This is a genomic window from Pseudomonas extremaustralis, from assembly GCF_900102035.1.
In the GTDB taxonomy this organism is placed as follows: Bacteria; Pseudomonadota; Gammaproteobacteria; order Pseudomonadales; family Pseudomonadaceae; genus Aquipseudomonas; species Aquipseudomonas extremaustralis.
In genome coordinates, this window is record NZ_LT629689.1 from 4,817,785 (window position 1) to 4,832,500 (window position 14,716).

At 56.1% G+C, this 14,716-nt stretch carries 9 protein-coding genes, 2 tRNA genes and 4 rRNA genes (1 of these 15 cut by a window edge); 6 read left to right on the top strand and 9 right to left on the bottom strand.

Going from position 1 to position 14,716, the window contains the following annotated elements:
- Positions 1-10 precede the first annotated feature (10 nt).
- Both BLR63_RS22080 and BLR63_RS22085 read right to left on the bottom strand, forming a co-directional pair.
- Positions 11-862 carry an ABC transporter ATP-binding protein gene (locus tag BLR63_RS22080; RefSeq protein WP_010565331.1) on the bottom strand — a complete coding sequence of 284 codons (852 nt, stop codon included), beginning with the start codon at positions 860-862 and terminating at the stop codon, positions 11-13.
- A gap of 22 nt (positions 863-884) precedes the next feature.
- Positions 885-1,778: a TauD/TfdA dioxygenase family protein gene (locus BLR63_RS22085; protein WP_010565330.1), complete on the bottom strand. Its 894-nt coding sequence runs from the start codon at positions 1,776-1,778 to the stop codon at positions 885-887.
- Positions 1,779-2,054: 276 nt separating this feature from the next.
- On the opposite strand from BLR63_RS22085, the gene BLR63_RS22090 reads away from it, so the two are divergent.
- The 6 genes from BLR63_RS22090 to BLR63_RS22115 all read left to right on the top strand — a co-directional run bounded on the left by BLR63_RS22090 (position 2,055) and on the right by BLR63_RS22115 (position 9,909).
- Positions 2,055-2,753: a GntR family transcriptional regulator gene (locus tag BLR63_RS22090; RefSeq protein ID WP_010565329.1), complete on the top strand. Its 699-nt coding sequence runs from the start codon at positions 2,055-2,057 to the stop codon at positions 2,751-2,753.
- Between the two features lie 330 nt (positions 2,754-3,083).
- Entirely contained in the window at positions 3,084-3,842 is a 759-nt protein-coding gene (locus BLR63_RS22095) for a DUF3050 domain-containing protein (protein WP_042946893.1), read from the top strand.
- A complete protein-coding gene (locus BLR63_RS22100) occupies positions 3,839-4,786 on the top strand; it encodes a diiron oxygenase (protein WP_010565327.1) in 948 nt (315 codons plus the stop codon). Before BLR63_RS22095 ends, BLR63_RS22100 begins: the two co-directional genes overlap by 4 nt.
- Positions 4,783-8,160 carry an amino acid adenylation domain-containing protein gene (locus BLR63_RS22105; RefSeq protein WP_010565326.1) on the top strand — a complete coding sequence of 1,126 codons (3,378 nt, stop codon included), beginning with the start codon at positions 4,783-4,785 and terminating at the stop codon, positions 8,158-8,160. Before BLR63_RS22100 ends, BLR63_RS22105 begins: the two co-directional genes overlap by 4 nt.
- Positions 8,161-8,178: 18 nt before the next feature.
- Positions 8,179-8,637, top strand: coding sequence for an SRPBCC family protein (locus tag BLR63_RS22110; protein ID WP_010565325.1), 459 nt, complete (start codon positions 8,179-8,181; stop codon positions 8,635-8,637).
- A gap of 121 nt (positions 8,638-8,758) precedes the next feature.
- Positions 8,759-9,909, top strand: a protein-coding gene (locus BLR63_RS22115; RefSeq protein ID WP_086008206.1) for an IS3 family transposase whose coding sequence is annotated in 2 segments (ribosomal slippage) — positions 8,759-8,993 and positions 8,993-9,909 — 1,152 coding nt in all. Because the reading frame shifts where the segments join, the coding sequence is not laid out codon by codon here.
- Positions 9,910-10,193: 284 nt separating this feature from the next.
- Here BLR63_RS22115 and tnpB read toward each other — a convergent pair.
- From tnpB to BLR63_RS22150, 7 genes are all read right to left on the bottom strand, one after another.
- The gene (gene tnpB, locus BLR63_RS22120; RefSeq protein ID WP_010568170.1) at positions 10,194-10,367 is read right to left on the bottom strand and encodes an IS66 family insertion sequence element accessory protein TnpB; all 174 of its coding nucleotides are present in this window, start codon (positions 10,365-10,367) and stop codon (positions 10,194-10,196) included.
- 397 nt (positions 10,368-10,764) lie between these two features.
- Positions 10,765-10,880, bottom strand: a 5S ribosomal RNA gene (gene rrf / locus BLR63_RS22125).
- A 110-nt stretch (positions 10,881-10,990) separates the two neighbouring features.
- A 5S ribosomal RNA gene (gene rrf / locus BLR63_RS22130) occupies positions 10,991-11,106 on the bottom strand.
- 169 nt (positions 11,107-11,275) lie between these two features.
- Positions 11,276-14,167, bottom strand: a 23S ribosomal RNA gene (locus BLR63_RS22135).
- A gap of 234 nt (positions 14,168-14,401) precedes the next feature.
- A tRNA-Ala gene (locus BLR63_RS22140) sits at positions 14,402-14,477 on the bottom strand.
- Positions 14,478-14,507: 30 nt separating this feature from the next.
- Positions 14,508-14,584: transfer RNA gene (locus tag BLR63_RS22145), tRNA-Ile, on the bottom strand.
- A gap of 82 nt (positions 14,585-14,666) precedes the next feature.
- Positions 14,667-14,716 (bottom strand): 16S ribosomal RNA (locus tag BLR63_RS22150); it runs 1,487 nt beyond the window's last position.
- The 16S, 23S and 5S rRNA genes sit together here with 2 tRNA genes alongside, the layout of an rRNA operon.

Sequence of the window (14,716 nt, forward strand, 5' to 3'; positions counted from 1 at the left end):
AAGTAACGCCTTAGTAAGCGATGCGGATATCGGCGAAGCCCAACTCACGTTCGGCTTCGGGCGCTTCATCGAACAGCAGGCGATGAATCCTTCGCGCCGAGGCCTGGAACTCCACACCGCCAAGGCTGTGCAGATCGTATTGATGGCTGTGGATTTCCGCGCGCACGCGCCCGGGATGGGGCGACAGCAACAGGATGCGATTGCCCACCACCAGCGCCTCTTCGATGGAGTGGGTGACAAACAGCAAGGTGAAACGCACCTCTTCCCAGAGCTGCAGCAACTCTTCCTGCATCTTGCGTCGGGTCAGGGCATCGAGGGCGGCGAAGGGTTCGTCCATCAGCAGGATTTTCGGCTGCATGGCCAGGGCGCGGGCGATCGCCACGCGGGCTTTCATGCCGCCGGAAAGCGTGTGGGGATAGGCGTCGGCAAAGGCGCTGAGACCGACTTTGTCGAGGTAGTGCAGCGCCCGCTGTTCGGCTTCGCGACGCGGCAGGGTTTTCGACGCCAGCAGCGGAAACATCACATTCTGTTTGACGGTTTTCCACGGCGGTAATTGGTCGAATTCCTGGAACACCACGATGCGGTCCGGGCCCGGCTGTTCGACCTTCTGCCCCAGCAGGCGGATCTCGCCTTCACAGGGTTTGATAAACCCGGCGATGGACTTGAGCAAGGTGGACTTGCCACACCCAGAGGGGCCGAGCAATACGTAGCGATCGGCCGGGTCGATCTCGAAACTGACCTGGTGCGTGGCCCGCACCACGCGCTCGGGGGTACGGTATTCCAGGCTGACGTTATCCACCGCCAGCAACGGGGCGGTGGTGTGCGGGTTGCTGGCCGTGTGGCCTTGCAAGGGTGCATTCATCTCAACTTCCTTGCAGGGGCAATCAGAAAGGCGCGTCGCCCTGGATGGTGGTGCGGTACAGCTTGCGGCGCAGATGGCTCGGGCAACCGGCGGCCAGGTGGATCAGCGAGCGGTTGTCCCAGAACACCAAGTCGTGGGGCTGCCATTGGTGGCGGTAGGTGTTTTCCGGCAACACGCTGTGGGCGTAGAGCTGGGCCAGCAGGTCGCGGCTTTCGTCTTCCGGCAAACCGATGATGCGAGTGGTGAAACCTTCGCTGACGAACAGGGCCTTGCGGCCAGTCTCCGGGTGAGTGCGCACAATGGGGTGCACCACTTCCGCCACTTGGGCCAGCTGTTCTGGCGTCAGCGTCGGGCGCCAATTGCCTTCGAATTTGGTTTCGCTGTAACGCGCGGTGTAGGAATGCGCGGCGTGGCGGCCGTCGACGGCTTTGCGCAGGTGTTCGGGCAACTGGTCCCAGGCTTTGTGCATGTCAGCGAACAACGTGTCGCCGCCTTCGGAGGGCAACTCCTGGGCATGTAGCATCGAGCCAAGGCTCGGCAGCTCTTTATAGGAAAGGTCCGAATGCCAGAATTTGCCCGCATCCCCCAGGCCGATGGACTGGCCATTCTCGATGATGTTGGAAACGATCAGGATTTCCGGGTGGTTGGCCAGTAGGAACTGCTTGAGCACGTGGATCTGCAGCACACCGAAACGTCGGCTGAAAGCGATCTGTTGTTCGGGCGTGATGCGCTGATCGCGGAACACAACAACGTGATGGTCCAGGTGCGCACGGTGAATGCGCGCGAAATCCTGATCATTGACCCCACGGGATAAATCCAGACCGATGATTTCGGCACCCACGCTGCCGGGCAGTGGACGGATCTCGAAAGCTTGGGCGGTAGGGTTCGCTGTTGGAACAGTAGAGGTGGCGGACATGAGGTCACTCCCGGTCAGACAGGAGAGTGACTTTATAGATATAAGAACCGCATTTTAAATACCGTTAACGAATATCGATATGCGGGAATGTACCGCTCAGGGGAAAGCCTGTTGAATCTGCGCGTAAGACGTCCTAAAGGCTGGCTGTGGGCGCTCGGAGCGCGGTGTTGAAGCGCTTACAAGCCGAAACCGTGCCCGTTTGACAAGCTTATGGGCAGTCTCTAGTGTGCATTGGATCCAATTAGCCAACATTCTAAAAAGGAGGAAAGCGTAACCGTGACGCAGAAGTCGAACCCTTTGAACAGCATCAAGATCAGTGGTCCTATTCCGGCCCATCTCGCTCGCTCCATGATTGAAGAAACCTTGCGCAACGCCATCCTCGATGGTCGATTGCCCTGCGGCACAGCCATGCGCCAACAGGAGCTGGCCAGCCTGTTCGGGGTCAGTCGCATGCCGGTGCGTGAAGCCCTGCGCCAGCTGGAAGCCCAGTCACTGCTGCATGTGGTGATGCACAAAGGCGCTGTGGTTGCCCCATTGATCGAGGATAACTCGGCCGAAACCTATGAGCTGCGCATGTTGCTGGAGTCTGAAGCGCTGCGCATGTCGATCCCCTTGCTCACCGAGGCCGATATCGCCGAGGCAGACGCGCTTATCCACGCATTGGAGCAAGAAAAGGACTACACCGAGATTGGTCGACTCAATCGCCTGTTTCACATGACCCTCTATGGCAAGGCCCCCAACCAGCGATTGCTCAAGTTGGTGGAGCATGGGTTGAATGAGGAAGAACGATTCCTGCGATTCAACCTTGAGGCCATGGGGCTCGGCGAAACGTCCCAGGAAGACCACCGTGAATTACTGCAATTGGTGGCGCAGAAAAAAGTCGGCGAAAGCATCCTCACACTGCGAAATCACTTGATGCGCGGGATGGAAGTGATCACGACTTACCTCAATGGCCTGGACGTCGACGGCCAGTAAACCCGCCTGGTTTTTTCGCGGTCCCTTACACTTCAAGCGCTGCGGTCCCTGCCTATACGGCGGGGCCTGCGACAAAGAAACTTCCCACTTCCGATAGAACAACTTACTGACAGCAATATTATTTGGAAAAACATCTAACACATTTATATGCTCGCCAACTTGTTTAACACGACTATCATCTTTTATTACTAAACCAGACTCCTCATTCAACCGCGGCCCTTGCACATCGGGCCTTACGTATCCTGTCCGGTTTACGCCTGCTTATCTTTTTGCCGACCACAAAAGCCCATCGCTGTTTACAGCAGACGCAACAACTTATAGGCATCAACTATGCACCAACCGTTACTTGAACAAAAAAAACTGCAGTTATGCAGCCATCCGTTATTTTCAGAAATAACTTCACTCCATAAGTTACAACTTTTTATGGAAAGTCATGTATTCGCGGTTTGGGACTTCATGACCCTGGCCAAGCGACTGCAACGGGACCTGACCTGCACCCACCTACCGTGGCTGCCGCCCGCCGACCCGCACGCCGCCCGCCTGATCAACGAGATCGTACTCGGTGAAGAATCAGACATTCATCCCCGACAGGGTCACTGCAGCCACTTCGAGCTGTACCTGGAAGCCATGACCGAAGCCGGCGCCAGCACCGCGGCGATCAACCGTTTCGTTGCGCTGCTACGCAAGGGGCTGGAGGCGAGCGCGGCCTTGCACGAGGTTGACCCGCCGCCTGGCGTGGCCCGCTTCGTCAGCACCACCTTGCACATGGCGGCGCACGCGCCCACTCACTGTGTAGCGGCAGCCTTTCTTCATGGCCGCGAGCATGTCATCCCCACCCTGTTCGAGCGCTTGCTGCAAACGGATGATTTCATCCAACGCCAGGCCCCAATTTTGTGCGACTACCTCAAACGCCACATCGAACTGGACGCCGGGGATCATGGGCCGGCGGCGCAACAGTTGCTTGAGCGCCTGGTCAGCGCAGATCCGGCTTATCCGCAACAGGCCGGCGACACCGCCCTCGCCGCCGTGCAAAGCCGTATCACGTTCTGGAACGAGGTGCAGGTCTCGCTGCAAGAGGTGCGCCCATGAACATTGCCGACTACCTCTCCATCGCCGACGAATGGGAACGCCGCGCCACCATCCGTACACGCCCTCGCCGCGTGCTGGAAAACGATGACAGATTGATCTATCCGATGTGCCGGCAGCCTTTAGTGCTGAGTGCGACCTTTGTTGAACAGTGTCCGCAATGGCGCGACTTCGTGCTGCTGCAAAGCTTCTACAAATTCATCAACGACGTGGTGATCTTCGAAACCGAAATCGTCGACAAGACGGCGCGCAGCATTGCCAAGGCTCGCTTCTCGGTGCCCTTCCCCCTGGCCTGCCGCTATGACGCGATGACCGTCGTGGTGGACGAGGACTACCATGCCCTGGTCGCGTTGGACTTCCTGCAACAGACCGTGACCATGACTGGCATCCAGCCACTGGACTTGCCCACGCAAATCGAACTGAACCGCGCGCTGCCGGCCGCACAGGCCCAGGTACCGGCTCACCTGCGCGATGCTGTGGAGTTGATTGGCGTCGCCATTGCCGAAAACACCCTGACCCACGACGTGGCGGCGTTTGCCAAGGACAACAGTGTCAAAGCCTCCATCCGTGGCTTGATGGCCGACCACCTGTTTGACGAAGGTCGCCACGCCCAATTCTGGACGCGACTGGTACGCCTGTATTGGCATGCTGCGAGCGCCGATGACCGCGACAGCATCGCCCAAGTGCTGCCCACTTTCCTGGCGCATTACCTGACCAACGACCTGCAGAAAAATTTCGATCTGAATTTGATCGAACACCTCGACGTCGCCGACAGCGTGCGCGATGCATTGCGTGATGAAGTCGTGGCGCTGGCGTTCCCCATCACCCGCCAGCATCCGTTGATGGGCAACATCATGGGGTTCCTGCAACACAGCGGCTTACTGCAAACACCCAGCGTGACACAGGCGCTGGACGACTACTTGCCCCTGTCCGGGAGGCCGGCATGAGGTGCCTGAAAATCGGATGGAACGGCACCAGCAGCGTCCTGGGGGACATCAGGCAGATGCTGGAACAATACGGGCATATCTCGGGTGATGCAGCCCTCGACCTGCTGGTTGAAGATGGGAGCGAGGCGCGACCAGTCCACGCTGACCACGTCCCATGGCTGAGCCTGCGCGTGGGTTTTGGACCGCTCGCCCAGCACGGGCTGCCAACGCTGCAACTGCGCGCCTACACCCGCGACAGACGGTTATTGGCCGTGCTGAACGTCGCTGATGAGCCCAGCGGCAACGGCCAGCGGCTGCGCCAGCAGGTGACCCGCACGCTGGTCGAGTGGGTTGCGCTGCACGTCAGCGCTTTCTCGCGGGACCCTGGGTATTTTTCGGCAAGCGCGGAAGGCAATGACTGGCCCGAGCAGGGTTTGCAAGGGCTTGAGGCGCTGGCGTATCTCCATCGGTTCAATCGCACCGCAGATCCCGCAGCGCTGCTGCAAGCCCAGGTGCCGGTGATCGAACGATTACAGGCCAGCCTTCATACCTTCGCCGAACGACCGGCGTTGAACATCGCAGGCAACCCAGTGACCTACCGGCAGTTGCATATCCGGGCACTGGCCATCCAGCAACGATTGCACCCCTTGCTGGTGGCTTTCGAGACACCCACGGTGGTCGGTGTGTACCTGGAAAAATCCATCGAGCTGTACGCCAGCATCCTGGCGGTGCTGGGCTGCGGGGCGGTGTACCTGCCGCTAGGGTCCGATCATCCACCTCAACGTCATCAGCTCATGCTCGACAGTGCAGGTGCGCGCGTATTGCTTGACGCCGGCCAGCACCCGTTGCGAGGGCATTTCATCGCGTTGGATGTCAGCACTGTCACCCCTCATGGCGTCGACCTCACGCGGCCATTGATGCCACATTGCCCCCGCGCCGATGCGCCCTGCATGGCGCTCTTCACATCGGGCACCACCGGCCAGCCCAAAGGGGTATTGCTCAGCCAGACCAACCTCGCACATTTCACGGCCTGGTGCCGCGCCTGCCTGAGCCTGGAAGAGCAGAGCCGCGTACTGCAGTTTTCGTCGCTGAGCTTTGACTCGTCGCTGATCGATATCTTCCCCGCCCTGGTAGCAGGCGCCGAATTGATCGTCCCCAGTGAAGAGCAGCGACGCGACCCTTACCAGTTACTGGTACTGCTGCGTCGGCAACGCATCACTCACGCCTTTCTGCCCCCCGCGTTGTTGAGCACCCTGCCGCTCGATCAACCGCTGGGGCTGACACACCTGCTGACAGGGGGCGAGGTCTGCGAGCCCCATGTGATCGAACGGCTGGCGGGGCAATGTCAGTTTCATAATCTCTATGGCCCAACGGAGGCCACGGTGCTGGTCACCCACCGGACGTTGCAGCCCGATGACAGTAACCGCAACGTTGGCCAGCCCATTGCCAACAGCCAGGTGTTGATCCTCGATGACAACCTGCAACCGGTGGATGAACAGGTCATAGGCGAGGTGTACATCACCGGCCCAGGGGTGAGTCTTGGGTACGTGACTCCGTCGCAACAGGCCGTCAGCGCCTTCGTGGATCTGGCCGTACCTGGCGGCCAGACCCTGCGCGCCTACCGCAGCGGTGACCTGGCCAAGTGGACGGCTGACGGCATCGTGCTGGGCGGGCGACGCGACGACCAGGTAAAGATTCGTGGCTTTCGGGTCGAACCCCAGGAAATTGAACAATGCTTGCGCGACAGCCGACTCTATCGCCAGGTCGTGGTGGTTATCGATCGTGACAGCAGCATCCGAGGCTTCGTCGCCCAGCCCGAACCGGGCGCCACACTGGCGGCCCTGCAACAGCATGCCCGGCAGTGGTTGCCAGGTTATATGCAGCCCGACTTCCTCAACGAATTGCCAGGCATGCCGCACTCCAGCAACGGTAAGGTCGATCGCGAGAGCTTGCTGGCATTACCGGCGCGCCCACTCTTGCAGTCCTCCCGCAGCGCCGCGCATACCCCAATTCAAGTTCGACTCGTCACCCTGTGGGGTGAGCTGTTGGGGTTGCCTGCGGATGAACTGTCTATTGACGATGGCTTCTTCGACCTCGGTGGCCACTCGATTTTGCTGTCGACGCTGTTACTGCGCGTCCGCGAGCAATTTGGGCGTAGCTTCACGTTGAGCCATTTCATTGAAGTGCCGACGATCCGCACGCTCGCGATGTTGGTGGAAGAAGGCGAGCGGCCCGACGCGCTATCTGGCCAGGCGGTGCGGGATGCGCAACGACAGTGGGTAATCGACACATTGCCCAAGGAGCTCGCGGGCGACCCGCAAAAAGTCATCGTGACGGGCGCCAACAGCTTCGTCGGCGTCCATATCGTCGAAGCGTTACTGGCCGGCGGCGCAACTGAGGTGGCGTGCCTGGTACGGGAGGAACCGGGGCACTCGGCGACGGAGCGGTTTGCTCAGGCGTTGCGCGAATACCGCCTGGAACACTTGGACCTGAGCCGGATACGAGTGTTTGCCGCAGACATCAGCCTGCCGCGATTGGGGTTAACAGTCGACGTGTACGACGCCCTCGCGGAGGGATTCGGTGTGTTGGTGCACAACGCTGCACGAGTCAATCACGTCATGGACTACGTTTCACTGGCCAAGGACAACGTCGAGCCCATATTCGAATGCCTGCGTTTGTGCGAAACCCGCCGCAAGAAAGTCCTGAATTTTATCTCGACGCTGTCGGCTTCCAGCAGTGTCGACTCGCAGGGAAATGTCCTGGAAGCACCTGCCGCAGCCACGTTGCCGCTGTATATCAAGAATGGTTACAACCTCTCCAAGTGGGTCGCCGAGCAGCATTTGGGACGAGCAGTAAGCCAAGGTGCCTGGGTGAATATCCATCGTCCCGGAAACATCAGCTTCAACAGCCGCAATGGGGTTTGCCGGCCGCAGAAAAATCGCCTGATGCTGATGCTCAAAGGATCGCTGCAGTTGGGCTTGCTTCCTCGACTGGATCTGAACTTCGACCTGATGCCGGTGGACTTCCTGGCCCGTTTCATCGCATACCACTGCAGCCACTTTCAAGCCGATAGAAGCGTATTCAACCTGCATAACCCACAGCCCCTGAGTTGGGAGCACTACCTGGACGCATTCAGCCGGGCAGGTCACATATTCGAACGCGTGAGCATTGCCCAATGGCAACAGGCACTACGGACAGTGAATGAGGACAACGCACTCTTTGGCGTACTGGGTTTTTACCTCGATCGCTTGGATGAAGACATCGGCGATACCTCAATGATTCGCCACGACCACGCGCGACAGGGTGTTCAACAAATGGGCGAACAATACCCCGAAAAAGACTCGGCGCTGTTAAGCAAAGGTTACAAATACCTCAAGGCCATCAACTTCCTTTGACCCCTTCAGGACGACCTCATGAAACCGCTGCAACCCGATACGTTAATCCGCAACCCGACCGGAGTGCCGATAGTGGCCTCTGTTGTGGTCAACTGTCATGCCCGCCGACTGTGGAACATGGTGGGGCAGTTCACTAGCTTCGACGTGTTCATTCCGGCCCTGTCCCATATCGAAACGATCGGTAACGGTATAGGCGCTTTGCGCACAAAATTTTTCCGCGATGGCAACCGCGTGGTAGAGCAACTCAACAGTCGAGATGAGCACGCCATGCACATGACCTGGACCACGATCTACAACACCCTGGGCGTGGCCAGGTTATGGGCGGCAATCAATGTGGACGCATTGGGCGATAAGTGCTCCAGGGTAACCTGGACGATTATTGCCGAACCTGTAGACACGACACAGGTGGGGTTTGAACAATTTGTGCAAGGCTTCGCCAACAGCGCCCTGGACAACGTACGCCGATTACTTGGCTAGGCGGACTGACTCATGCCACCGATCTCAACGATAAGGTGCGTATCGCTCCAGTCAAAAACTGAATCGCCCCGGGTTTCGTAGACACCTCCATGCCTTAAACTGAGGCCAATCAGGAGGTGCCATGAGCAACCCACGTTATCCCGAAGAATTCAAAATCCAAGCGGTCAATCAAGTGACCGAAAAGAAGCTGCCTGTCGCTGATGTGGCGGCGCGTCTTGGCGTGTCGTCGCATAGCCTCTATGCCTGGATAAAGCGCTACAGCAAACCTCAGGCAGAACGGCAGCAAGACGATGATCAGCACGCGGAACTGCGGCGTCTGCGAGCCGAACTCAAGCGGGTCACCGAAGAGCGAGACATCTTAAAAAAGGCGGCCGCGTACTTTGCCAAGGAGTGCGGTTGAAGTACGCCTTTATCAAGCAGCGAGCGGGCGACTATTCCATTCGGCGGCTTTGCCTGACGCTGAAAGTCCATCCCAGTGGTTATTACGCTTGGTTGTCTGAGCCGCAATCTGCACGCGCTAAAGACGACCAACGATTGCTGGGTTTGATCAAGCATTCATGGCTGGAGAGCGGCGGTGTTTATGGCTATCGCAAAATTCATGACGATCTGCGCGAGGTCGGTGAGGATTGTGGTCGGCATCGTGTGGCGAGGCTGATGCGTCTTGAAGGTCTGCGCTCTCAGACAGGGTATCGACGCCGCCCTGGCAAGTACGGCGGTAAGCCAGCGGTCGCCTCACCCAATTTGCTGAAGCGCCAGTTCGATGTCGTAGAACCCAACAAAGTTTGGGTCACCGACATCACCTACATTCGCACGTATGAAGGCTGGCTGTATTTGGCGGTCGTGCTGGATCTGTTTTCTCGTCAGGTCGTCGGCTGGTCAATGAAATCGCAGATGACCAGTGATTTGGCCATTGATGCGTTATTGATGGCGGTTTGGAGGCGAAAACCGAAACAGGAGGTGATGGTTCACTCCGACCAGGGCAGCCAGTACAGCAGCTCCGATTGGCGCAGTTTTTTGAAGGCGAACAATTTGGTTGCCAGCATGAGCCGCCGAGGCAATTGTCATGACAACGCCGTGGCTGAGAGCTTTTTCCAGCTTCTAAAGCGGGAACGGATCAAGCGGAAAATCTATTCCACGCGCGAAGATGCTCGTAGTGATGTGTTTGATTACATCGAGATGTTCTACAACGCAAAACGCCGCCATGGTTTCAACAATCAGCTGTCACCGGTAGAGTTTGAAAAGCGTTATGCAATGAGCTTGCAAGGTGTCTAGAGAATCCGGGGCGATTCAAACAGCCTGGATCACGCGATGCAAGTTGCTCGAAGTGATGAGCTCAGGCATCGCCACCCGATGCCATGTCGAAGGTTTTACCTATTTAAATTCCATGCGCCGTACCAGGACACGGTCGGTTTCAACCACGGACAAATGAGATGTTTTTGGCATGGATCAAGCAGCCTCGCAGTGTTTGAGAGGATTAAGGGAAACGCTCCAAGGCAGTAGTAATTCGTCCACTCGATTGATCGGGTGCGGAACAGGTACAAACTGTCGCCGTCCCATCACAGCAATTTGATGCGATCACCGCGTCGTCCAAAAAAGGCAAAAATCTGGCCGGAGAAGGGATCGACTTCCGGCGGTGGTTTTACCAACGCGGGCAATCCATCGAAGCCACGGCGCATGTCAATGACACCGGCGGTGATCCAGATACGGGTTCCTGCGGAAGAGACAATCATCGCAGCAACTGCTGCAAGGTCTGTGGGTCAGCCGTATCGGCGATGCGCAGCTTGGCTTTGCCCACCTCGACTAAAATCCCGGAATGGCGCTCTTGTGGCGGCGGAGCTCCTGCCGGCAAGTCGATTGGTGCTTCGATTACCTCGACAGGCAAAAAGGGTCGCACACTGGCTACAAATGGTGTCCACAATCTTGGCGAATTTTGAGGGTGATCGGGAGGTGGTGACGACCGGATGGTTACCAAACATCAGCGCGCGCCTGAGATCATGAATCTGACTTTTTGTGTCTGTCGCTCGCTCAGGTTTGACGGTTGCAAATGAACGACTGCAGGATCGCTACCCAGCCCTCTAAACGACAAAACCCCTGTCTGCGTTTGCAGACAGGGGTTTTGGAATTTGATCTTGACGATGACCTACTCTCACATGGGGAAACCCCACACTACCATCGGCGATGCATCGTTTCACTACTGAGTTCGGGATGGGATCAGGTGGTTCCAATGCTCTATGGTCGTCAAGAAATTCTGTAGGCCAGGCCGTCGCGTAAACAACGTCCCAACTGAATTCATGGACTTCTACTATAAACAAAACCCCTGTCTGCGTGAGCAAACAGGGGTTCTGGAATTTAATCTTGACGATGACCTACTCTCACATGGGGAAACCCCACACTACCATCGGCGATGCATCGTTTCACTACTGAGTTCGGGATGGGATCAGGTGGTTCCAATGCTCTATGGTCGTCAAGAAATTCGGGTACTGACTCGTGACCTCATGGCCTCGCTTCAGCAAATTGGGTATGTGATAGCTTTGGTGTTTTGTGAGATTCGAACTTTCGGTTCGTTTCGTCTTCACACACCGCAATCTGGTGCTCTTTCGCTTTTCAGCTCGAAGCAAGCAAATTGCTTGGGTGTTATATGGTCAAGCCTCACGGGCAATTAGTATTGGTTAGCTCAACGCCTCACAGCGCTTACACACCCAACCTATCAACGTCGTAGTCTTCGACGGCCCTTCAGGGGACTCAAGGTCCCAGTGAGATCTCATCTTGAGGCTAGTTTCCCGCTTAGATGCTTTCAGCGGTTATCTATTCCGAACATAGCTACCCGGCAATGCCACTGGCGTGACAACCGGAACACCAGAGGTTCGTCCACTCCGGTCCTCTCGTACTAGGAGCAGCCCCTCTCAAATCTCAAACGTCCACGGCAGATAGGGACCGAACTGTCTCACGACGTTCTAAACCCAGCTCGCGTACCACTTTAAATGGCGAACAGCCATACCCTTGGGACCGGCTTCAGCCCCAGGATGTGATGAGCCGACATCGAGGTGCCAAACACCGCCGTCGATATGAACTCTTGGGCGGTATCAGCCTGTTATCCCCGGAGTACCTTTTATCCGTTGAGCGATGGCCCTTCCATACAGAACCACCGGATCACTAAGACCTACTTTCGTACCTGCTCGACGTGTCTGTCTCGCAGTCAAGCGCGCTTTTGCCTTTATACTCTACGACCGATTTCCGACCGGTCTGAGCGCACCTTCGTACTCCTCCGTTACTCTTTAGGAGGAGACCGCCCCAGTCAAACTACCCACCATACACTGTCCTCGATCCGGATAACGGACCTGAGTTAGAACCTCAAAGTTGCCAGGGTGGTATTTCAAGGTTGGCTCCACGCGAACTGGCGTCCACGCTTCAAAGCCTCCCACCTATCCTACACAAGCAAATTCAAAGTCCAGTGCAAAGCTATAGTAAAGGTTCACGGGGTCTTTCCGTCTAGCCGCGGATACACTGCATCTTCACAGCGATTTCAATTTCACTGAGTCTCGGGTGGAGACAGCGCCGCCATCGTTACGCCATTCGTGCAGGTCGGAACTTACCCGACAAGGAATTTCGCTACCTTAGGACCGTTATAGTTACGGCCGCCGTTTACCGGGGCTTCGATCAAGAGCTTCGCGTTAGCTAACCCCATCAATTAACCTTCCGGCACCGGGCAGGCGTCACACCCTATACGTCCACTTTCGTGTTTGCAGAGTGCTGTGTTTTTAATAAACAGTCGCAGCGGCCTGGTATCTTCGACCGGCATGGGCTTACGGAGCAAGTCCTTCACCCTCACCGGCGCACCTTCTCCCGAAGTTACGGTGCCATTTTGCCTAGTTCCTTCACCCGAGTTCTCTCAAGCGCCTTGGTATTCTCTACCCAACCACCTGTGTCGGTTTGGGGTACGGTTCCTGGTTACCTGAAGCTTAGAAGCTTTTCTTGGAAGCATGGCATCAACCACTTCGTCATCTAAAAGACAACTCGTCATCAGCTCTCGGCCTTAAGATCCCGGATTTACCTAAGATCTCAGCCTACCACCTTAAACTTGGACAACCAACGCCAAGCTGGCCTAGCCTTCTCCGTCCCTCCATCGCAATAACCAGAAGTACAGGAATATTAACCTGTTTTCCATCGACTACGCTTTTCAGCCTCGCCTTAGGGACCGACTAACCCTGCGTCGATTAACGTTGCGCAGGAAACCTTGGTCTTTCGGCGTGGGTGTTTTTCACACCCATTATCGTTACTCATGTCAGCATTCGCACTTCTGATACCTCCAGCAAGCTTCTCAACTCACCTTCACAGGCTTACAGAACGCTCCTCTACCGCATCACTTACGTGATACCCGTAGCTTCGGTGTATGGTTTGAGCCCCGTTACATCTTCCGCGCAGGCCGACTCGACTAGTGAGCTATTACGCTTTCTTTAAAGGGTGGCTGCTTCTAAGCCAACCTCCTAGCTGTCTAAGCCTTCCCACATCGTTTCCCACTTAACCATAACTTTGGGACCTTAGCTGACGGTCTGGGTTGTTTCCCTTTTCACGACGGACGTTAGCACCCGCCGTGTGTCTCCCATGCTCGGCACTTGTAGGTATTCGGAGTTTGCATCGGTTTGGTAAGTCGGGATGACCCCCTAGCCGAAACAGTGCTCTACCCCCTACAGTGATACATGAGGCGCTACCTAAATAGCTTTCGAGGAGAACCAGCTATCTCCGAGCTTGATTAGCCTTTCACTCCGATCCACAGGTCATCCGCTAACTTTTCAACGGTAGTCGGTTCGGTCCTCCAGTTAGTGTTACCCAACCTTCAACCTGCCCATGGATAGATCGCCCGGTTTCGGGTCTATTCCCAGCGACTAGACGCCCTATTAAGACTCGCTTTCGCTACGCCTCCCCTATTCGGTTAAGCTCGCCACTGAAAATAAGTCGCTGACCCATTATACAAAAGGTACGCAGTCACAGAACAAAGTCTGCTCCCACTGCTTGTACGCATACGGTTTCAGGATCTATTTCACTCCCCTCTCCGGGGTTCTTTTCGCCTTTCCCTCACGGTACTAGTTCACTATCGGTCAGTCAGTAGTATTTAGCCTTGGAGGATGGTCCCCCCATATTCAGACAAAGTTTCTCGTGCTCCGTCCTACTCGATTTCATGACTAAGAGATTTTCGCGTACAGGGCTATCACCCACTATGGCCGCACTTTCCAGAGCGTTCCGCTAATCTCAAAGCCACTTAAGGGCTAGTCCCCGTTCGCTCGCCACTACTAAGGGAATCTCGGTTGATTTCTTTTCCTCAGGGTACTTAGATGTTTCAGTTCCCCTGGTTCGCTCCTTACACCTATGTATTCAGTGTAAGGTAACCATCTTATGATGGCTGGGTTCCCCCATTCAGACATCTCCGGATCAAAGTCTGTTTGCCGACTCCCCGAAGCTTTTCGCAGGCTACCACGTCTTTCATCGCCTCTGACTGCCAAGGCATCCACCGTATGCGCTTCTTCACTTGACCATATAACCCCAAGCAATCTGGTTATACTGTGAAGACGACATTCGCCGAAAATTCGCAATTACTCACAAATTTTACCTTAGCCTGATCCGTTACCAGTGAAAGTAACGTTCAGTCTATCTTTCTATCACATACCCAAATTTTTAAAGAACGATCTAATCAAAGACTAGAAATCAACATTCACCATCACATTGATGGAATGCTCATTTCTAAGCTTTCAACTTCTAGAAGCAGTAGTGGTGGAGCCAAACGGGATCGAACCGTTGACCTCCTGCGTGCAAGGCAGGCGCTCTCCCAGCTGAGCTATGGCCCCGTATTTCTACAGGCGTTTCCCACACAAAATTGGTGGGTCTGGGCAGATTCGAACTGCCGACCTCACCCTTATCAGGGGTGCGCTCTAACCAACTGAGCTACAGACCCAATTTCGGGCTGCTTCTTATCGTCTTCTTCAATGAATCAAGCAATTCGTGTGGGAACTTATGGAGCAGCTGATGTCGTCGATTAAGGAGGTGATCCAGCCGCAGGTTCCCCTACGGCTACCTTGTTACGACT